Raw genomic sequence first — 21,276 nt, 5'->3', positions numbered from 1 at the left:
CACACTCAAAGGCTTATAAAAATAAAAGTAAAATCTTAATGGGGAAGTAGCGCTTGAGCTAGTAGTTAACTATTGTTAAATTATAGCTGTTGTTAAGTTTTAAGCGATTTCTTAGAGGGAAATTAAAATGTCTTTTTTTCAACAAGATATAGCCGAAAAGTTATTTCATTTATTAAACAGTTTCCATGTATCTTCAAAAGATATTGAAAAAGGGATGGAGTTAACCCAGGAACGTCTAGAAATTTTGTTCGTTCTAGTAAATCAAGGCCCCCAAACCATAAACCAGCTTGCAGAAATAGAACAGGTTAGCGCACCAGCAATTACACGAACGGTTAAAGCGCTCGAAAAGCTTGGTTATGCAATCAAGTCGCGTTCGAAAACAGATCAACGTGTTGTCTATGTCGCGCCAACGCGAAAAAGCCAACAAACGATAGAAGCCATAAGGACACAGCAGAAGAGATTGGTAGGAGACTTACTGCAAAACTTTAGTAAAGATGAATATAAACTTTTGGATGATGGCGTGAGCTTATTATTAAGTAACTCTAATAAATCAAAGGCTAAGAGAGGTTAAAGGGGCGTTATAATTAGTTGCGTCTGTTCTGTGGTGATAAAGCTAAAGAAAAAGCCGCTAAAAGCGGCTTTTTAAATCTTTTCTCAAGCTATCTAATATTAAAGAGCTTGAATGCGAGCGCTTAAACGGCTCTTATGACGTGCAGCTTTGTTCTTGTGGATAAGGCCTTTATTTACGGCTGTATCAATCACAGACACGGCACGTTGGAACGCAGCTTCTGCATCCTTCTTGTTACCGGCATCAATTGCGTATACAACTTTTTTCATGTAACTACGCAGCATTGAGCGGCGGCTTGCGTTGTGCTTGCGACGAGCTTCAGCTTGACGAGCACGTTTTTTGGCAGATTTAATGTTAGCCAAGGTGAACTCCTAACAACTGTTGAATAAGTAAATCACAAATTTAAGGTCGCGAAATATACATCTTTTGGGCTGTAGTATCAAGTAAAAACAGCGAAAAACCGCATAAATCTGTCATTTTTAAGGCTTTTAAGCTTTCGCTATGGTTGTTACAGCCTTAATCGCTTAAACTTGCGCTCAAATAAAACAATATTTTAACACATTCAGGAACCATGGCTAGCCTATTACGCTCCAGTACAATCGTCAGTTTTTGGACCATGATGTCCCGCTTTTTGGGGCTTGCACGTGATGTTGTACTTGCTAATCTACTGGGTGCCAGTTTTCAGGCCGATGTGTTTTTAGTCGCGCAGAAAATCCCTAATTTCTTGCGCCGCTTATTTGGCGAAGGTGCTTTCGCCACGGCCTTTGTGCCTGTTTTTTCCGAATACTACTCCAATCGCACCAAAGCAGAGACAGTTTCTCTACTGAGCAAAGTCTCAGGAACCTTGGGGGGCGTGTTAGCAGTTATTACGATTATTGGCGTTCTTGGTTCTCAAGGCGTTATCGCTATTTTCGGTGTTGGTTTTATTGACGAACCGGAGAAGTTCCAGTTGGGAAGTGATTTATTAAAAATTACATTTCCTTATATTTTCTTTATTTCTTTGGTGGCGATGTACAGTTCAGTACTAAACACTCTGAACAAGTTTGCTATACCGGCTTTTGCACCGATTTTACTGAATTTAAGCATGATTGCTGCTGCCATTATATGGGCGCCGAGCATGGAACAGCCTACTGTTGCACTGGCATGGGCAATTTTTATTGCAGGGGCGTTGCAACTACTTTTGCATTTGCCTTTTTTGTGGAAAGCAGGATATCTACCCAGGCCACAGTGGGGTTGGAAAGATTCAGCGGTCCAGCGCATCATTAAGCTGATGCTACCGGTTATTTTTGGCGCCTCAGTTAGTCAAATTAACCTGCTGATTGATACCCAGATTGCGTCCTTATTACAGGAGGGTAGTATTTCCTGGCTGTATTATTCGGATCGCATGCTGGAATTTCCTTTGGGTATTTTTGGGATTGCTATTGCCACCGTGCTGTTGCCAACGCTGTCCAAATTCTTTTCAAAGAAAGACATGGACCATTTTGGTGGTACATTAGATTGGGGCCTGCGTATGGTTCTGATGATCGGTATTCCTGCTGCTGTGGGGCTGTTCTGGCTAGCGGAGCCGATTATGATCACGGTATTTCAGCACGGTGCTTTTACCGAGCATGACTCTTTCAAGGCAGGACAAAGTTTGCAGGCGTATTCCGCTGGGTTGATTGCTTTTATGATGGTGAAAGTTTTCTTAACCGGTTTCTACTCACGCCAGGACACAAGAACTCCGGTTAAAATTGCCGTTATCTCAGTGGTCAGTAATATTGTATTGAACCTGGCTTTATTTAAGCCTTTTGGACATGTCGGGCTGGCCGTTGCTACCAGTATTTCAGCCTTTATCAACGCCATCTTCTTATACCGTTATTTGCATAAGTCTGAATTTTTAAGATTGTCTCGTGAAAGTAAACTGTGGATTTTCAAACTGATCATTGCCAGTGGGTTACTGTTGCTTGGGCTTTGGTATACTGACTTCAGCATCGAGCAGTGGCAGTCATGGAGTCGATTCGAGGCAATCGGTATGATTTGCCTGACTATTGTTTCAACCGTAGTTGCTTATGCCGTGTTGCTGATAATCTTGGGATTAAGATTGAGGGATTTTAAAATACAGCGATGAGTATTTATCCCAACCCAACCACCACTATCGATCAAATCTCAGTGGTGGGTAATAGTCATCAATTAATTTACTTGTTTCAATAGTGCCTTGTACCTTGGCTTGCCATGTCTTTCCAAGTAATAAACCAGTTCTTTTGTTTCCGGCTTATATTCCAGCATCCAGACATTGGTTTTAGCATCGGGAATCAAATTTGCAGTAAATTCGTCTGCATGAAAAAACTGTTTGGTTGCAGTCACGGGTTCCTTTTTGTACTTAGCTGAGTAGCCACCGTAGTTGGTAATGCGATCAGGTGTACCATCTTCATGGCGATGGTCATGTTTAAACAAAAGGCCCTGATAGCTCGCGATTAAAACCCAGGTTCTGGATTTGTCATCACCTACCGTGAAGGGAATACGAATTACTCTGTTGTGACACTCTTCGACAGTCGCTATAAGTTTTTTATTGGCAAAATCATGGTTTGGGTCGTTAGGGTAAACCGTGCTGCCGACAAACGTTTTTCCGCATAGGTTTTTGAACAGGGTAAAAAAATCAGCTTGAGCTTTTGGCATCATTTCATGCAGATTGGGTGCCGGCGCGCAGCTGCTACAGGCGCATGCAGTTACCAGTAAGGACATCAGAAACGTAAGCCCTAATTTCAGATACGATTTCATAATCTAATAGATAAAGAAGATTTACCTTTATAGTTACCCATCGGATGCGGTGAGACAAGACGTTAACCTATTATTTTTATTAAAAAAGTCGTTTTGAAGGCTAGAATCAGGTATTTATGGTTAATTCTTAGCCCATAGTCCGTTATAATTGCCGCCTTTGGCAGATGCCTGTAGAGAAAATTACTGACTGATCATGCGCTTATTAAGAGGCCTATATAATTGTCCACCTGAACTGTTCGAGCAGGGATGTGTGGCGACTATTGGTAATTTCGATGGCGTCCACCTGGGGCATCAGGCCATAATTAAACGCCTGACGGACAAAGCTGCTAAATTTAATTTACCCAGCGTTGTAGTGGTTTTCGAGCCCCACCCACAAGAATATTTTCGTCCAGACGATGCTCCGGCACGGCTATTCAAGCTCACCGACAAGGTCCAGGCGCTGAATCGACTGGGAGTCGATTATGTTCTGTGTTTCCGCTTCAATAAAGAGTTCGCTGAATTAAGTGCTGAGGACTTTATTCGTCGGGTCCTGATTGAACGACTCAACGTGCAACACCTTTTCATCGGTGACGATTTCAAATTTGGTTATCAGCGTAAAGGTGACTTCGATATGCTCAAAGAGCGGGGTGAGGGTGCTTTTACCGTGGAGGCTAATCACTCGGTGACCCTGAACGTTTCTGGCGAAGAGCAGCGTATTAGCAGTAGCCTGGTTCGACAGGCAGTTGCAGCAAATGAGTTTGAGTTGGCAGAGCGGTATTTAGGACGCCCTTACCAGATTGAAGGAAAGGTAGCTCATGGCGATAAGCAAGGTCGTGAAATCGGCTTTTCAACGGCAAATATTCCACTGAAACGTCATAAATCTCCTTTAAAGGGGGTGTATGCGGTTTGGGTGTATGGTATAAGTGCTAGTTTGTTGCAGGGCAAGGCTGCTAAGTGCTGGCCAGCTGTTGCAAATATTGGCAATAAGCCGACTTTACAACATAGCCCCGAGAGGCTAGAAGTTCATTTACTCGACTTTTCAGACAACCTGTATGGGCAACGAATTATAGTTGAACCCATTGAAAAGTTGCGAGGCGAACAAAAGTTTGAGTCTATTGATGCTTTAAAAGCACAAATTAACGCAGATATTGACGCTGCGTACATCATTTTTAACGAAACTAAATAGAGTAATCATTTCGATGAGTGACTATAAAAGTACATTAAACTTACCGAAGACTAAGTTTGAGATGCGCGGTAACCTGCCGAATCGTGAGCCAAAGATGCTGGCTGAATGGGACAAAAACGATTTGTATGGTGAAATTCGTAAAGCCAGAGCTGGTCGCGAGCAATTCATTTTGCATGATGGCCCTCCGTATGCGAACGGTAATATTCATATCGGTCACTCAGTCAATAAAATTCTTAAAGATATTGTCGTAAAAAGTAAAACGATCAGTGGCTTTGATAGTCCCTATGTCCCAGGCTGGGATTGTCACGGTTTGCCAATTGAAAACGTGGTAGAAAAGAAAGTTGGTAAGGCCGGGCAAAAAGTGACTCATGCAGAATTCCGTCAGAAGTGTCGCGACTACGCAGAGAAGCAGGTGCAAGGTCAAATGAAAGACTTTGTTCGACTTGGTGTGCTTGGTGAGTGGGACAACCCCTATAAAACGATGAACTTCAGTTTTGAAGCAAATATTGTTCGAGCTTTATCAAAGCTGGTTAAAAACGGTCATATGCACAAAGGTGAAAAGCCTGTGTACTGGAGCGTTGTTGGCGGCTCGTCTTTGGCTGAAGCGGAAGTTGAATATCAGGATAAAACGTCTTTCTCTATTTATGTGCGTTATCCTTTAGCGGATGTTGAGGGCTTTGAAAAAGCTTTTAATGGCCAGTCTTGCGCTAATACCTCGGTGGTTATCTGGACAACTACACCCTGGACGCTCCCTTCGAGTCAGGCGGTAACGGTTCATGCCGACTTTAACTATGTGTTGGTAAAGGCAAAAACAGCTAACGGTGAAGAGCAATTTGTGCTAGCTGAAGATTTATATCAGCAGGTCATGAAAGAGTCAGAAATTGAAGACTATGAAGTAATGGCTACTACTACCGGTGATAAGCTTGAAAACCTGCAGCTTAACCATCCGTTTTATGATAAAGCTTTACCGGTCATTGTCGGTGAGCACGTAACGACTGATGCCGGTACCGGCCTGGTTCATACTGCTCCGGATCACGGTCCAGATGATTTCCAGGTAGTAAAGAAATACGGTATTGGTTTATTAAATTATGTAATGGCAAACGGTGTCTTCTCTGAGGATACGCCGCTATTTGCTGGGCAGCATGTTTATAAAGTGGATCAACCTATAGTTGAGCATCTGGCTGAGACCGGAAAATTACTACATCAAGATAAAATTCGTCATAGCTACCCGCATTGCTGGCGTACTAAAACACCACTGATTTACCGTGCTACACCGCAGTGGTTTATTTCTATGACGCAAAACGGCCTTCAGCCAAAAGCCATGGAAGAAATTAAAAAGGTGAAGTGGGTGCCTGAGTGGGGCGAAGCTCGAATCGAGTCGATGGTTGGTAACCGTCCGGACTGGTGTATCTCGCGTCAACGTAGCTGGGGTGTTCCGCTGTGTTTATTTATTGATAAGAAAGATGGCCAACCTCACCCTGATGCTGCAGAACTGATGATCAAAGTGGCCGAGCATATCGAAGAGAAGGGTATACAGGCATGGTATGACCTGGAAGCCGCAGATTTTGTGGATACTGATAAGTACGAAAAGATCGATGATACGTTAGACGTATGGTTTGACTCAGGTGTGACTCACTACTGCGTTCTATCGGCTCGTGACTATTTACGTCAACCGGCGGATCTTTATTTAGAGGGGTCTGATCAGCACCGTGGCTGGTTCCAGTCATCGTTGCTGACATCAGTTGGTATTCATGGCCATGCTCCCTATAAGCATTGCTTAACCCATGGATTCGTTGTCGATGGCAAAGGCGAGAAAATGTCTAAGTCAAAGGGCAACGTCATGGCGCCGAATGACGTCATTAACAAGTTGGGTGCTGATGTGCTGCGTCTATGGGTCGCTTCTGCCGACTACCGTGGCGAGATGGCGGTGTCAGAAGAAATCCTAAAGCGGACAGGTGATACTTATCGTCGTCTAAGAAATACATCGCGTTTCTTATTGGCGAACCTGGAAGGCTTTAACCCGCAAACTGATTTAATCGCTAAAGATGAGTTACTACCACTGGATCGTTGGGCTGTAGATTGCGCTTATCAGGCACAGAAAGCTATCGTTGAAGCTTATGATGATTATAACTTCTGGGTTGTTGCTCAGAAAATCCATCATTTCTGTTCGATTGATATGGGTAGTTTTTATCTGGATATTATCAAGGATCGTCAATACACGGCAAAACAGGGATCTAAAGCGCAACGTTCCTGTCAAACTGCTTTGTATCACATTGTTGAAGCTCTAGTTCGCTGGATAGCGCCCATACTGAGTTTTACTGCTGATGAGATTTGGCCACTTTTACCAAGCCCTGTATCAGGGGAACGTGAGAAAAACGTGTTCATTTCTGAGTGGTATGAAGGCCTGTTTGCGATGGAAGATGCGGCTATCACAGCACAGGACTGGAGCACTATCTCTGAAGTTAAGGCAGCTATTAACAAGGCGCTAGAAGCAAAACGAAAAGAGGGTGTTATAGGCGGTTCATTGCAGGCTGAAGTGACCATTCACGCTAATGATGAGTTGTATAGCGTTTTAAGCAAACTCGAAGATGAATTACGTTTTGTATTTATTACATCTCAAGCTAGATTAGTTAATGATACAGACGGCGAGGAAACTGAAATTGAAGGCTTGAGGCTGACTGTACAGGCTTCAGATGCAGAGAAATGTGAGCGTTGCTGGCATTATCGAGAAGATGTTGGCTCGAATCCAGAGCACCCGACTATTTGTAGCCGTTGTGTTGAGAATGTAGTGGGTGATGGCGAAGTTCGCCATTACGCTTAAGGAGAACACTTTGGCTAAGATAAAACAAACAGGACTGGTCTGGCTGTGGTTGACGACGATTTTATTGATTATTGATCAGGCCACCAAAATATGGGCCGATAGTGCCCTGGCTCCGGTATATGGCGGACGAATTATCGAGGTCATGCCGCATTTTGACTTAAACCTTGCATATAACTATGGCGCAGCTTTTAGCTTTCTAGGCGATGCTGGTGGCTGGCAAAGGTGGCTCTTTACGTTTATTGCGATTGCTATCAGTGTGGCCTTATTAGTCTGGATGTATAAAACACCAAAGAGTCATAAATTACCCAATATTGGCATGGCTTTAATATTAAGCGGTGCGATTGGTAATCTCTACGACCGTCTTGCATATGGCTACGTTATAGACTTTATTGACTGGTATGTTTCAAAAGACGGTTATCACTGGCCGACCTTTAATATTGCGGATAGCGTTATATTAATCGGTGTGGGCTTATTAATCATAGATAGTTTTAAAAATCCAGAGAAAGCTGAGAAACAAGAAAAGCCCTCTTAGCTCTCTACAGTAGAAGTAATTATGACAACAGATAATGTAATAAAGGCAGACTCACGCGCATTGGTACACTTTAACGTGTTGCTGAAAGATGGTTCTGCGGCCGACAGTACGCGAGTTAATGGCAAGCCTGTGTGGTTTATTCTAGGCGATGGTAGTTTGACTGACGTAATCGAGCAGTCACTCATCGGCTTAAAGCCGGGTGATGACAAGCGTTTAGAGATTCATGGCTCAGAGTTTTTCGGCCCTGCTAATCCTGATGATATTCACTTCATGGATATTAGCCAGTTTTCTGCGGACGTGAAGTTAGAAGAGGGCTCGATCATTGCCTTTGAAGATATGGCCGGTGGTGCGATACCGGGTCTAATACGTGAGGTTAAAGGCCATTCGGTTAAAGTAGACTTCAACCATCCTTTGGCAGATCAAGATATAATCCTTGAAATCGAAATTGTCGAAGTGAGACAATAGGCCTGTCATTTTCGCCAAAGCTTAATAGGTAATTATTTGGAAATTGTACTAGCAAACCCAAGAGGCTTCTGCGCTGGAGTCGACCGAGCGATTGAAATTGTGAATCGCGCGATCGAGCTTTTTGGTGCCCCTATCTACGTTAAACATGAAGTTGTGCATAACAAATTTGTGGTCGATGGCCTGCGTGACAAAGGCGCCATCTTTATCGAAGATCTGAATGATGTGCCAATAAATTCAACTTTGATCTTCAGTGCTCACGGTGTTTCGCAACAGGTGAGAAAGGATGCTGAAGAGCGAAACTTAAAGGTTTTTGATGCTACTTGTCCACTGGTTACTAAAGTGCACATGGAAGTAGCCAGGCATAGCCGTCGGGGTGAAGAGTGTATTTTAATCGGTCATAAAGGTCACCCTGAGGTCGAAGGCACCATGGGGCAGTATGACAATGCGGAATCTGGTATTTACTTGGTTGAAGATGAAGCTGATGTAGAGGCTTTGGAAGTTAATAATCCTGAAAAGTTGTTCTATGTCACTCAGACTACGTTATCCGTGGACGATACTCAGAGACTAGTCAAAGCATTGAAAGCTAAGTTTCCTGAGATTCAGGGGCCAAAGAAAGATGATATCTGTTATGCAACTCAAAACCGACAGGACGCAGTAAAGCAATTGGCTGCTGAATGTGATTTGATTTTGGTTGTTGGAGCTCAGAACAGCTCTAACTCCAGTCGCCTGCAGGAATTGGCTGAGAATAAAGGCACGCGCTCATATTTGATTAATAACGCAGGTGAGATTGACTCTGAGTGGTTAGAGGGCGTTGAAAAAGTGGGTGTTACGGCAGGCGCGTCTGCCCCGGAAGTACTGGTTAAAGATGTTATTTCCTATCTTGAGTCTCAGGGAGGAACCAATGCGCATGAATCGGAAGGCGTTGAAGAAAGCATTGTCTTTGTGCTGCCAAGTGAACTTAGAACCTCATAATTCCATTTATACTAATTCTTTTTAAAAATAAATACTTAAAGCCGATAAATAACCGTTTATCGGTTTTTTTGTACCGTTCATCTATTACCAGCTGATCTTTGACAAATAAAAACTTATAACTGTATTACTTATAAGTAGAAGTTGGGATCAAATGGTGAAATCTAAACAAACCGGTTTTACATTGATGGAAGTTCTTATCGCGATGTTGGTAATCGGCATTGGTCTTTTGGGCTATCTATCACTGCAATTAACCTCCATTAACTCAAATCAAGAAGGGATGGCAAGAACTCAGGCAACCTTGATCGCACAGGATTTGGCGGCGGCTATTCGTTCTAACCGAGCCTATGTGAATCAGGGTAATGGAGCCAATAATGTAGGTAATGCTTATTCCACTGGTAATTATAATAGTTGTGATGTTGTTGTTGACTGCAGCGCGGGCTGCACGGCAGAACAGCAGGCCGCATATGATGTTTACCAGGTGTGTCAATCACTCAAGGGCTTTGATTCGGTTAATGCAGAGTCGGATCTACTTGTGGGCGGTGAAGTCCATGTCACCTGTGATGATCGTGATACTGGTGATGCCGATGCCTGTTCTCCGGGGTCTACCTTAAGTATATTCACCTATTGGCAAGCTAGTGCCTTGCGTGAAGATACAGGTCAAACAGATTTTATCCGTAACGCACGTTGCGACGCATTGGCGCCTACAGCCACTTCAGACTGTGTAATTTTGGATATCATGCCATGAAAACATTTAAGATTAGTAAACAGAAAGCATTTACTCTAATTGAATATATGGTTGCTATAACCATTGGATTAATTTTATTAGCAGGTATTACATATTTATTTTTGGGCATGAAGCGCTCAACAGAGACACAGTCGGCCATTTCTAATCTGCAGGAAAGTGGTCGTTTTGCTCTGTACTTCCTGACCAATGACATACAGAATGCTGGCTGGGCAGAAGTAGAAGATAAAGGATACGGTGTTTATACATCACCTGCTTTTTTATTTGCTGCTGGTCAAACGGCGGATGGCGGCACTGTTGAAGTTAGCGACTCTATCACTGTGAGATACGAAGCTGATACTGATTGTGTTGGTGGTGCCACTGGTGGTATCGCTGAAAATAACTATTTCGTACAAGACGGTCAGCTTAAATGTACAGGAAATAGTGGGAGCACTCAGCCGCTGATTAGTAACGTTGACTTAGCGCATTTTATGTACGGCATAGATACGGACGGCGACAGTGCCCCGAATAAATTTGTTCGCGCCAGTGCGGTAGCGCCCGGAGAACGAGAGTCTGTTTCTGCCGTAAAAATTATTCTTTTACTGTCTTCTGATGGTCCTGTTAGACAGACCAATGCGGCACAAAGCTATACCATTGGCACAGAAGGCACCTACAACGTAACGGATAGGAAGGCTCGTAGGATCTTTACTACGACTGTGACTATTCCAAATAAACCTGCATTTGTTATTACAACCTAAGAACGGAGTATGATGATGTTAAAACCATTTCAAAAAAATAGCGGTGCAACATTGGCGCTGGTATTGGTTTTCCTGCTAATACTAACCGTCCTTGGAGTTGCAAGCATGTCAGATTCGATTATCCAGCAAAAATCATCGACCAATGTTTATATGGAAAATGAAGCTTTCCATACTGCGGAGAGTGCGGTTAGTGCTGCTATCCACTGGGATGAGATTGCTGGTAATGCATTGTACGGTACTGACACCAGTCAGACGCAAATCGGCCAGGAATACTGTGTTGGTGACAATGGTACATTGACCGAAATAAGTGATGGCGATAACTGCACGACTGCATTTGAAGGCCATCCAAATATTGTTGCCTATGCCCGAGTCGAGTACTTAGGCTGTGGTACGTGCCCAAACTTTGAGCTTGGTGTATCACCTAGTATTGGCTGCAATGCGTGGAAAATTACTGGCGACAGTACTGTTGCTGAAAAAACAAATGTTGCTGTTCAAAGCTGGGTAACAAAAGTGGGCGGTTGCTTCTCCTCTGGCGGTAAAAACTCAGAACTAACGTTATAAAAAGGTAATTCATATGAAATATTCTTTAAGCTCATTTATCAAAGGGGGAGTGTTAGGACTTTGCCTTACCGCTTCTCTTTTCGGGCCTAATGTATCGGCTGATGACACAGAAGTTTACTTCTTGAATAGCCAGATAACGAACCGACCCACCCCTAAGATTTTGGTTGCTGTGGATTATTCGTCAGCAGGTAATGGTGGCAAGATTATTCAAAATTTCAAAAGTGCTATTGCAGCTATCGCTAATGACCCGAATATACAGGCAGATGCAGATCTTGGCTTTGCAATCGTCGGTAAAGGGCCAGTGGCCACCATTGTATATCCAGCAAAGCCTGCTGATGCAAACTTGTCACCTAGCTTTATGGAAGCTGTTGAAAGCCTGGACGCAAGTAATTTGATTTCGGGTAATACTCCAACCGTTCAAGGCTTGAGTGAACTTTCTCGTTACTTTATAGGCAGGACTCCAACAGAGTATGCCAATACTACTGATGGTGATGGTATTCCAAATTTACACAACGCAGCGGTGATTGATGGGCGGTATGTTGGTAAAACTGACGTCGCTTGTGACAACACCATGGTGATTATTGGTACTGGTCAGGATAATAGTACCTCGTGGAAAGATGTGGATAATATTGTTTCGTCTAACTACTGCGTCGGTAACGAGTGTGACGGAACTCATTTGGCACGCTACATGCGTGAAGTCAACAATACGACTACTTACGCTGTTGATGCAGGAGCTACCGGTAAAAATGCTGTAAACCTGGATTCTTGGGCTCGAGCGGGTGGTACTGAAAGAGCGATTGACTATGACCCTCTTAACGACTCTGGTAATTGCGACGATCCAAATAGCTTATGCTCTATTTTAAAAACAATTATCAAAGATGTGTCTACACAAAGTAGTAGTTTCGTTCAGGCCGGCGTGACGGTGAGTCAACAGAACCGATTGAACCATGACAATCATTTGTATTTTGCACAGTTCCAGGCGGCTAATATTGCACGCTGGCCGGGAAACTTGAAAAAGTACAAAATTGAAAATAGTCAAATTGTTGATGCTTACGGCAACCCAGCGGTTGATCCTGATACTGGATTGTTTGCTGAAACACGTAATATTGACGGTGAGATTACTGGTGCCGTTAGCCTTTGGCCTAAAACCGTTAATGGCCAGTCTACAAATATTCCTGATGGTAACCAGGTAGCTCTCGGCGGCGCTATGGAGCAGCTTGATCAGTTTTTAAAGACTACGTCGGTGACTGATGTTCTTGATGGGACAACCTACAGAGTTTTCGAAAGTTATTCTCGAAACGTTTACACAAACGTTGGTTCGGATATGGTTCCTTTTACAGAGTCGTTCCCTGGTAAGCCATATTTTGACCCTGCAGGCGGTATGACCGATGAAGAGTATCAGAAGTTAAAAGCTCGTACCTGGGGATATAACCTCGATTTTATACCATCGGTAAGCTACGAGGTTCTGAATGATGATGGAACAATATCAATAGAAATTGGTACTGATGTACCCGTGGCAAGTCCAGCTCGCCTGATGGGCGATCCTTTGCACAATGTACCGAAAGTGCTTCAGTACAATAATGAAGCTCAGACCTCTTTAAGCTTTGTTGGCACCAACCTTGGATATCTACACGCGGTGGATATGTCCAATGGTAAAGAAGCTTGGAGTTTCATTCCGAACTCTATGCTGAGCAAGATGCAGGAGTATATGGCTAACAAGGGTATTAACGGGGATCCTACTAAACATAACTACGGCCTAGACGGTGAAATGTTCATTGCTCATGCGGATACGAATGGTAACTTGCGAGTCGATAGTGATGAGACTGCGTTGCTCCTCATTGGTATGAGGCGTGGTGGCGACAAATATTTTGTGCTTGATGTCAGCAACCCTGCTAAGCCAGATTTTAGATTTATACTTGACCCGTCAACCAACGGTCTCGGTAATCTTGGCGATACCTGGTCAATGCCTCTAGTAACCAATATTGACTATTATGACCAAGATCAAGGTAAGGTCGTTAACAAGACTGTCATCATCTTTGGTGGCGGTTACGATGATTTTGCTGACCATGTTTACGAGCCTGATGAGCAGGGAAATTATTTCACAGGTACAAGCGACATTAGTAAGGGTGATGATGTATTCATCTATGACCTAAGCAACCCCGGTGGGAGTAATGCTGTTTTATGGCAGTTTTCTGATTTAGGTCTAGGAAGTATAAGTTCCGTTGCTTCTAACGTTCGGGGCGTTTCACTTGATAATGACAGTACCGTTGACCACCTTTATATCTCTACTATAGATGGGAAGGTATATCGGGCAGATATCACGCCGGATGAAACGAACGGAGGCTTCAAGGTTAATGGTGGTATCATCTTTGACGCCAACGATCAGGTTACTGATGAAAAGGCGAAAAAACGATTCTATTATGCTCCGTCTATCGCCTTTATCCCTCGTCCTGCCGGAAAGTCTTTTGTAGCTGTTGCCGTGGGTTCAGGCTATAGACCTCACCCCTTAGGTGTGCCTGGTACAAAAGGTGTACCTAGCGGTTATACTGACACCTTCTATATGGTTCGTGACACCGGTATCCTCAAGTTTTATAAAACGTTTGGTAAAGGTGCAGACCCATCTGTTGGTAACGCTCCGATTGTACCATCTGATCTAGTTGAAGCTGATACAGTTAGTTTTGCAGATGGAGCGACCAATGATATCTTGGCAGCTCAGGAAGGCGGTAGCAGCCTGGGTTGGTATATGAATTTACCGGGACTTGATATCAACGGCGTCCACTACGATGGTGAGAAAGTAATTACTGAATCTCGTATTCTTTTCGGTAAGATCGTTTTTACTACTTATGTACCTACTTTTGACGTTGGCGGAACACTTTGTTCACCAGTTATCGGTAGTGGTAAGCTCTATGGTGTAAACTTGGTCGATGGAACGTCATTCTTTAGTGATAGCGCTCGTTCTATTGCGTTAATCAGTGACGGTATCCCACCATTATTCCAGCTGCTATATACTTCTGGAGCGAGCTCTGACGGAAGTGCCGGCTTCATTAGTCTGGTGGGTAACGAGGTAATTTCTGACGACTTTACTGAAGCGTTAACAAAAGGTTATGAAGGGGTTATACGTGTTAATTGGCGGAAAAAACCAGATGAAAACTAATACCAAAATAAAAGCGTTCACTCTGATTGAACTTATGACAACAGTAGCTATTGTGGCCGTTATGGCTGCAATAGCAACTCCATCCTTGCGCAATATGATACTGAATAATCGGCTTGCTGCTTTATCTAATGACTTTATCAGTTCAGTTTCTGCTGCTAGAAATGAGGCAATTTCGACAAGGGAAAATGTTGTCATAGAGCCAAAAAATAAAGATGACAACTGGACAAACGGTTGGGTTGTTTTTATAGATACTGATAAAGATGGTAGTTATGATAATGATGAAGAAATAATCAAGTCTGTTGATAAACTTTCGTCATCGTTAACACAGCAAGCAGGTAACCCTACGGTTAATATTATCTTTAATTCAAAAGGGAGCATGAGAGATTTAGGTGGATGGGGGACGTTAACCATCTGTGATGACAGGGGTGCTGGAAGAAGTGTTAATGTTGAAGGTGCTGGTGTAGTATCAGTAGAAAAACATAAGGTTGGGGAATGTTAAGGGTCAATACAATGAAAAAAAATAGTGCATTTACTTTAATTGAAGTAATGATTGTCGTAGCTGTGGTTGCCATTTTAGCTGCGATTGCCATACCGAGCTATAATCATTTTGTCAAAAAAGCTAAGCGTAATGATGCGATGCAAGCTCTACTGGCAGCTTCTGAAGCAGCAGAGCGATATAAGGCTGCAAACTTTTCTTACGCAGGACTAAATGGTAATTTAGGCAGTGTTTTTGCTACTCAGGTTCCAGTTGATGCTGGATCCGGCGCAGCATATTACACGCTTAGTATTAATGCAGATGCGACTACATATACTATTACAGCTACAGCTACGGGTGGAATGGCTGGTGATGGGAATTTAACTATCAATCAAGCTGGTCAGAAAACTTATAAAGGTGCAGCAGGTTGGCCTGACTAACCCGCTGGAAGTAATTACAAAAAAGGGCGCAAGCCCTTTTTTTATATTTATTCCTAAATAAATATCTTAAAAATCTCTGAATGTATCTCTTTGTAACGCATTGTTGGTAAAGTGTAGCAATGATGCTTCCATCGTACAATTTCACTATTATCTTTAAAAAATCTTGTTAGAATCTGTGCCTTATTCTTGACTAGGGGTAGTTTTAGGGATGAATAGAGTTTCTGGTTTTTCACTTATAGAGGTACTGATAACTTTTGTAGTTATTAGTGTCGGTCTATTGGGTTATGCCGCTTTGCAGATGGGCGCCCTTAATAGTTCGATTGATTCATTTTCTCGCTCTCAAGCAACTCTTCTGCTTGAGAATGTAGCAACTAGAGTTAGTGGGAACAAGGCGTATCTGCAGAAAGATATTGCTCTGCTCGATACACCAAATATTTATATAGGGAACAATACCTCTGGGCAGTATTTGCAGTGGTGTGATAATAGTTCTGGCAATGTTCCTGAAGCTGCTTGTTCTGGGGGCAATTCCTGTATCCTTGCAAACCGTGCCAAGCAGGATATTCATGAAGTTTGCACCACTCTTATGGAAACCCGTTTACCAGAAGCTACGTTAGGCGTCGCCTGTTATGACCGCGATAACTCAGATGCTGATAACTGTAGTTATGGTTCAAGAATGTCCTTGTATATGGCATGGAAAGGGAAAGAGAGGAAAGATGTTAGCGGTAAGTCCTCTTATGTGCAGAACACGAGATGCCAGACAGAGGTTGGATTAAGCTCGGATTACGCTTGTGTTCAGATGGAGCTGGTGCCATGACTTCGAACTATAATAAAAATGCCGGTGTAACGCTTGTTGAGATGTTGATAGCAATGTTGATAGGTTTGATCATTCTTGCCGGTATTACCGTAGTCTACCTCTCCAGTAAAAAAACTTTTAACCTTGGTTCTAACATGGTCAACGTTCATGAAAATGGTCGCTTTGCCATAAACTATTTAGTTAAGGATCTACAACGAGCTGGCTGGGTTGAGTCCAATGTTGTTCCCAGCGAAGGTTTTAGCTTAACGAAGCCTTTAGTTAATTTTAAAAACAATCAAACGGTTGCCGGTGGAAAAAGTTCTGACGCAGTAACGGTTCGTTATTACGGGGAACAGAATTGCAAAGGCGAAATTCCTGCCGATGGTATTGTTGAAAACACTTACCAGTTAGTTCCTGGTGACGAACTATCCGAATTGCAGTGTAATGGAGTGACATTGCTGAGTAATGTTGAATCCTTCCAATTACGTTATGGAGTACTTTCCCAAGATGGTTTGCAGTATGTAAGTGCAGACATGCTAACACCCCAGTCAATAATCAAGTCTGTTCAAGTTGGTATTATCGTCGCCTCTAAACAAAAGAATGTCACAACTGAAAATTCAGTGACGGTTGGCAATGTATTAGGGGAAGGACCATACACTTTTAATGATGGTCGATACAGGCAAGTCTTTACAAATACTGTATTGATTAATAACGGCGGCTCGCTGCCGCCAGATGAATTGTTGGTATCGGAGTAAGTCATGAATAATCAACAAGGTTTCACCCTAATAATTGCTTTAGCTTTTCTCGCTATCTTGGCGATGCTCGGTGTCACGTTGATGTCATCAGGAGTTATCTCTCAAAAGACGGCATCAGTTAAAGAGCAGGATGCAGTGGCATTTCATGCTGCCGAAACAGCCAATGGCTCTTATAAAAGTAGTTATCACTATGGTTCTGAGCATTTGTTTAACACTGCTGAGAATGCTTATTGGCAAGATTTATCAGCGCCTAGATTCGGCTATACACGCTGTGTCGATGATAAAGGTAGGTTAGTTCAGTGTGATGCTATGCCAAGACTAGAGTCTGATCAATTGGTTAAAGCAAAAGTTGAAGCTTTCTACCATAACTGTGAAACAGCCGCTTTGAAATGCTTGGGCAATTCCTGGGATAACCAGGGTCTTGGCTGCCATTCGTTCCAAATGATTGGAGAGGGGCATTTAGATGTCAGTAAAGATGATGTGGCAGATACTCGTGAAGCTCGCACTCACGTTGAAGAGTGGGTAACTATTGTTCGTAGCTGTAATAAATCTCTGTAATGGAATGGTATGATGATTTTTAAAAAACTAATTTTTAGTGCTCTTATAGTCTTCTTGATCGCAATTGTTACTTATAAGTCAAAAGCAGATGACACAGAAATCTATTTCGGAAAGCCAAAGCCGGTTAATGTTTTGTTAGTGCTGGATGTATCTGGCTCGATGGCTTGGACAGTAGATAAGTGTAACGACTCTTACCCCTATACAAGATGCTACCCAAGGGGTGCTGAGCAGTCTCGTTTAGAGGTTATGAAGGATGCATTGAATGACTTTATTAATGAACTTCCAAGTAATGTAAAGATTGGTATTTTGACCTACTCATCATTTGAGAATATCGATCTTTTGCATGAGGTAAAATCACTTAATGAAGGTAGCCATAAAGCTGATCTTCTAAACAGTATTAAAGGTCTTGAGGCTGATGGTGGAACCTTAGCGGCGGGTGCTATATATGAGGCCGCCAGATATTTTAGAGGTGAGTATGGTAATTATGACTCGCCCATAGAGTTGGACTCTAATTGCGGCAGTGCTAGTAATATCGTGTTTCTAACTGACGGCCAACCAAACAGCTTAAAATCCAAACGCTGGCGTTATTACAGAAGTATTAACTCTATGCTTGATGGTAATGGTACGAGTTGCGCTGCAAATGATGATGGTAAAGACTGTACTGAAAAACTCGCAACTTTTATGTCCGAAACCGAGCAAGTAAGTTCTGTATCAGATTCTATTGTTAAAACACACACCATCGCATTCGCCGACGACTTAACTTCTAAAGACTTCCTAAAAAACGTCGCTCAAAATGGTAAGGGGCTTTATAACGAAGCAAATGATAGAGGTAAGTTAGTTGAGGCCTTCAAGAATTCTATTAAGTCCGATATTGAGCAAAGTATGCTGGTTACTCCGAGTGTACCCTTAAGTCGAAGTAATCGATTAAGTACTACAGATGAGCTTTTCCTTGCTTTATTTAAACCTGAAAAAACGCAGTTTTGGCCAGGTAATCTAAAAAAATACTATTTCAAAGACGGTAATATTGTTGATAAAAATGATGTGCCAGCAATAACTGATAAGCAGCAGTTTGTTGATGGCGCCTCTAGTGCCTGGAGTATTCAGGATGGAAACGATGTAACACTTGGCGGCATAGCTCAGAACATGACAATGCCACGAAAGGTTTTTACCAATCTATTAGAGAAAAACTTGTGGACCTTAAAAAATAGAGTTGAAACTGATAATAATAAAATTACGCGATCACATTTAGGGCTTCCTACTACAGCCACGGATGCGGAATTTAAAAGTCATATAAAATGGCTCTATGACCATAAAATCAACTATAAGAACTCCGATGGTGAAGAGGTGGAGGTTAATCGTTTCGGTGATTTATTACATTCCCAGCCAGTTGCCGTTCAGTATGAAGATAAAAGTTTGTTATTTGTCGGTGATAACGACGGCTTTCTTCATGCGATCAATGGTTCCGATACCAGGGGCAAAGAGGAATGGGCGTTTATACCCAGACAATTGTTAAAGAATACATCTGCACTGCATGAAAACCAGCCACTAGTGTCGGTTGAGGAGCGTCTCTATGGGCTAGACGGGGATATAGCCATTTATCATCAGGATAAGGACAAAGACGGTATCGTCAATAATGGTGAAAAGGTCTATCTTTATGTTGGTATGCGTCGTGGGGGAAAACATTATTACGGGCTGGATATATCCGTACCCAATAACCCACAGTTGATGTTCACCATTACTGGTGATAAATCAGTTTCTGATGAAGTCACCGCTGGACTAAGTTGGGATAATGTTCATTACTATGAGGGTTTAGCTGAAACATGGTCTAAACCTTTCATTGGACACATTAAGTGGCGTGGTGGCAAAAGACTTGTCATGATATTTGGCGGGGGATACGACTCAGAAACGCAGGACAATGCAAAATTAGAAGCAGGAGCACCAGATTCAACAGGTAACAATATCTTTATCGCAGACGCTGTAACAGGATCACAACTGTGGAATGCTAGAACTGATGCGGTACATCAGAGAGCTGGAAGTATTGCCGATACTATGACTAACAGCTTTGCTGCTGATATTGCTGCAGGTGACTTACGAGGTAGTGGTACTATTGAACATTTTTATGCTTCAGATGTTGGTGGACAGCTATTCCGCTTTGATGTAATACAGGAAAAATCTTCAGATGCTACCACTATTCAAGCCGCGAAAATTGCCGATATACAGGGTAGCGGTGTCAACGGTAACCGCCGCTTTTTTACTAAACCCGATATCTCATTTATTAAGCTTCAGGGTGAAACTATTGGTTTAGTAGCTCTTGGTTCAGGTTATCGAGCTCACCCTCTAAATGAAGACATTAGTGATAGATTTTATTTGTTTTATGATAAGAAAGTCATGACAAGAGAGTTTGAGGATGACGTTATAACTGAAGCGACTCTTTATAATGTTACTGAAAAGGTCAGTGTCACCGATCCAGTTACGGGAGACTCCCGTCAACGTTTCTTAAGTATTTTCGAAATCTTAGCTGACGATACCAAAAACAACGGATGGTACCTAACATTATCATCAGGTGAAAAAGTACTGTCAGATTCAAGCACCATAAATTACCGACTATTTTTTACTACATATTCACCATCATCGGATGACGGTGATGTTAAACAGTGTAGTGCAGTAACTGGGCAGAATAAGCTTTATGCTGTGAGTGTTCTAGATGGAAAGCCAGCTTATTTCAGGGATGCTCAGCCTGGTGGAACCATTGAGCTAGAGAGAAGTATTGAGCTCGTAACAGGCGGTATAGCTCCACCTTTCTCGGTCTTTTTCCCAATTAATGATAGTGGGGAGGCTTCGGAAAGTGCTGGTTACGTTGGATTGGAAAAGATCTGTGGTGGCAATGAGTGTGACTTTCTCGATCAGATGACCACGGTTAAATGGCGAGAGCTGACGGGAAAGCAGCTTGATGAGTTAAGAACCGAATAATATACCTCACAGCCCCGTTTTAAGGGGCTCTTGCGTAATACCTTATGTCATGTAAAATTATTTCCAAACAAGATATAGGGAGTTCACCGTGCGTGCGAAAGTATTGAGTTTTGTCCAAATGAAGGGTGGGGCTGGTAAAACAACCCTCTGCTCGAATATTGCCTCGACATTATCTGAGTCTGGTAATGTGTTGATGATTGATACAGACGTTCCTCAATGCTCCCTGAAGACTTGGTATGACATAAGAAATGAAGGTTATGTCATTGAAAATCTAGACGTTTTGGTCGCTAAGAACCTTAAGCACTTACAATCTCTGGTTCGAGACAATATCAATGACTATGAGTACATTCTCATTGATGGGCACCCTCGTATTACAAACCTGACACGAGCCGTCATTCTATTATCGGATGCCGTACTCATACCAATGGCTCCTTCTCAGGTCGAGGTTTGGTCTACAAAGCATCTGGCTGAAATCGTCGAAGAAGCAAAGCAGATAAATAACAGTCTCGAGGCTAGAATCTGCTGGAATCGCTACCGTGTACGTACTAATTCTGCTGAGGATGTTGTTTCCAGCGCAAAAAAAGAGCTTGGACTGGAAGATTTTTCAACTAAATTAGGTAATCGTGTGGCTTATCTTGATTCATTTGCTGATGGCCTGACCGTGGCAGAGTGGCATGATCCGGCAGCGAAACTGGAAATATGGGCCTTAACTTCAAATATAGAAAGACTTCTTGCAAAGCAGGGTAACACGAGGCTTAAAACTGAAAGTCAGGTTGAAAAATTTGTTAAAGGTAAATAAATTTCTTGACCC

Annotated in this window: 20 protein-coding genes; 18 read left to right on the top strand and 2 right to left on the bottom strand. The window is 42.7% G+C overall.

Annotated elements, in window-relative coordinates:
• Positions 1 to 127 precede the first annotated feature (127 nt).
• Positions 128 to 571: a MarR family winged helix-turn-helix transcriptional regulator gene (locus KS2013_RS07060; protein ID WP_068991753.1), complete on the top strand. Its 444-nt coding sequence runs from the start codon at positions 128 to 130 to the stop codon at positions 569 to 571.
• Between the two features lie 98 nt (positions 572 to 669).
• Here KS2013_RS07060 and rpsT read toward each other — a convergent pair whose 3' ends face one another.
• Positions 670 to 930, bottom strand: a complete 261-nt coding sequence (gene rpsT, locus KS2013_RS07055; protein ID WP_068991749.1) for a 30S ribosomal protein S20 — start codon at positions 928 to 930, stop codon at positions 670 to 672.
• Positions 931 to 1,139: 209 nt separating this feature from the next.
• Here rpsT and murJ point away from each other — a divergent pair, with 209 nt between their 5' ends.
• Complete coding sequence (murJ, locus tag KS2013_RS07050) at positions 1,140 to 2,675, top strand: murein biosynthesis integral membrane protein MurJ (protein WP_068991748.1); 1,536 nt, start codon at positions 1,140 to 1,142, stop codon at positions 2,673 to 2,675.
• A gap of 62 nt (positions 2,676 to 2,737) precedes the next feature.
• Here the strand turns inward: murJ and KS2013_RS07045 are convergent, their stop codons facing one another.
• On the bottom strand, positions 2,738 to 3,289 hold the full coding sequence (locus KS2013_RS07045) for a hypothetical protein (RefSeq protein ID WP_156768980.1): 552 nt from the start codon (positions 3,287 to 3,289) through the stop codon (positions 2,738 to 2,740).
• Between the two features lie 229 nt (positions 3,290 to 3,518).
• On the opposite strand from KS2013_RS07045, the gene ribF reads away from it, so the two are divergent.
• The 16 genes from ribF (at position 3,519) to KS2013_RS06965 (ending at position 21,264) form a co-directional block, all read left to right on the top strand.
• Positions 3,519 to 4,490: a bifunctional riboflavin kinase/FAD synthetase gene (ribF, locus tag KS2013_RS07040; protein ID WP_068991742.1), complete on the top strand. Its 972-nt coding sequence runs from the start codon at positions 3,519 to 3,521 to the stop codon at positions 4,488 to 4,490.
• A gap of 13 nt (positions 4,491 to 4,503) precedes the next feature.
• Complete coding sequence (gene ileS / locus KS2013_RS07035) at positions 4,504 to 7,311, top strand: isoleucine--tRNA ligase (RefSeq protein WP_068991738.1); 2,808 nt, start codon at positions 4,504 to 4,506, stop codon at positions 7,309 to 7,311.
• A gap of 10 nt (positions 7,312 to 7,321) precedes the next feature.
• Positions 7,322 to 7,843, top strand: coding sequence for a signal peptidase II (gene lspA, locus KS2013_RS07030; RefSeq protein ID WP_228703643.1), 522 nt, complete (start codon positions 7,322 to 7,324; stop codon positions 7,841 to 7,843).
• A gap of 21 nt (positions 7,844 to 7,864) precedes the next feature.
• Positions 7,865 to 8,308: an FKBP-type peptidyl-prolyl cis-trans isomerase gene (gene fkpB, locus KS2013_RS07025; protein ID WP_068991734.1), complete on the top strand. Its 444-nt coding sequence runs from the start codon at positions 7,865 to 7,867 to the stop codon at positions 8,306 to 8,308.
• Between the two features lie 36 nt (positions 8,309 to 8,344).
• Positions 8,345 to 9,280 carry a 4-hydroxy-3-methylbut-2-enyl diphosphate reductase gene (gene ispH, locus KS2013_RS07020; RefSeq protein WP_068991732.1) on the top strand — a complete coding sequence of 312 codons (936 nt, stop codon included), beginning with the start codon at positions 8,345 to 8,347 and terminating at the stop codon, positions 9,278 to 9,280.
• A gap of 151 nt (positions 9,281 to 9,431) precedes the next feature.
• Positions 9,432 to 10,025, top strand: a complete 594-nt coding sequence (pilV, locus tag KS2013_RS07015; protein WP_068991730.1) for a type IV pilus modification protein PilV — start codon at positions 9,432 to 9,434, stop codon at positions 10,023 to 10,025.
• The gene (locus KS2013_RS07010) at positions 10,022 to 10,759 is read left to right on the top strand and encodes a PilW family protein (protein WP_068991727.1); all 738 of its coding nucleotides are present in this window, start codon (positions 10,022 to 10,024) and stop codon (positions 10,757 to 10,759) included. The genes pilV and KS2013_RS07010 overlap by 4 nt, the downstream gene beginning before the upstream one ends.
• A 9-nt stretch (positions 10,760 to 10,768) precedes the next feature.
• The gene (locus KS2013_RS07005; protein ID WP_068991724.1) at positions 10,769 to 11,320 is read left to right on the top strand and encodes a pilus assembly PilX family protein; all 552 of its coding nucleotides are present in this window, start codon (positions 10,769 to 10,771) and stop codon (positions 11,318 to 11,320) included.
• Between the two features lie 13 nt (positions 11,321 to 11,333).
• Positions 11,334 to 14,474: a pilus assembly protein gene (locus KS2013_RS07000; protein ID WP_068991721.1), complete on the top strand. Its 3,141-nt coding sequence runs from the start codon at positions 11,334 to 11,336 to the stop codon at positions 14,472 to 14,474.
• Positions 14,464 to 14,973, top strand: a complete 510-nt coding sequence (locus KS2013_RS06995; protein ID WP_068991718.1) for a GspH/FimT family pseudopilin — start codon at positions 14,464 to 14,466, stop codon at positions 14,971 to 14,973. Before KS2013_RS07000 ends, KS2013_RS06995 begins: the two co-directional genes overlap by 11 nt.
• Positions 14,974 to 14,984: 11 nt before the next feature.
• The gene (locus KS2013_RS06990) at positions 14,985 to 15,389 is read left to right on the top strand and encodes a type IV pilin protein (protein ID WP_068994455.1); all 405 of its coding nucleotides are present in this window, start codon (positions 14,985 to 14,987) and stop codon (positions 15,387 to 15,389) included.
• 208 nt (positions 15,390 to 15,597) lie between these two features.
• A complete protein-coding gene (locus tag KS2013_RS06985; RefSeq protein WP_068991714.1) occupies positions 15,598 to 16,203 on the top strand; it encodes a prepilin-type N-terminal cleavage/methylation domain-containing protein in 606 nt (201 codons plus the stop codon).
• Entirely contained in the window at positions 16,200 to 16,937 is a 738-nt protein-coding gene (locus KS2013_RS06980; RefSeq protein WP_068991710.1) for a PilW family protein, read from the top strand. Before KS2013_RS06985 ends, KS2013_RS06980 begins: the two co-directional genes overlap by 4 nt.
• 3 nt (positions 16,938 to 16,940) lie before the next feature.
• Positions 16,941 to 17,495 carry a pilus assembly PilX family protein gene (locus KS2013_RS06975; protein ID WP_068991705.1) on the top strand — a complete coding sequence of 185 codons (555 nt, stop codon included), beginning with the start codon at positions 16,941 to 16,943 and terminating at the stop codon, positions 17,493 to 17,495.
• Between the two features lie 9 nt (positions 17,496 to 17,504).
• Positions 17,505 to 20,465: a PilC/PilY family type IV pilus protein gene (locus tag KS2013_RS06970; protein WP_228703642.1), complete on the top strand. Its 2,961-nt coding sequence runs from the start codon at positions 17,505 to 17,507 to the stop codon at positions 20,463 to 20,465.
• A gap of 88 nt (positions 20,466 to 20,553) precedes the next feature.
• Positions 20,554 to 21,264 (top strand): ParA family protein, encoded by a 711-nt coding sequence (locus tag KS2013_RS06965; protein WP_068991699.1) that lies wholly within the window; start codon positions 20,554 to 20,556, stop codon positions 21,262 to 21,264.
• Positions 21,265 to 21,276 lie beyond the last annotated feature (12 nt).

Source organism: Kangiella sediminilitoris, assembly GCF_001708405.1.
Taxonomy (GTDB): domain Bacteria; phylum Pseudomonadota; class Gammaproteobacteria; order Enterobacterales; family Kangiellaceae; genus Kangiella; species Kangiella sediminilitoris.
Note: the sequence above shows the minus strand (reverse complement) of the source record. Positions and strands in the feature narration are given on the sequence as shown.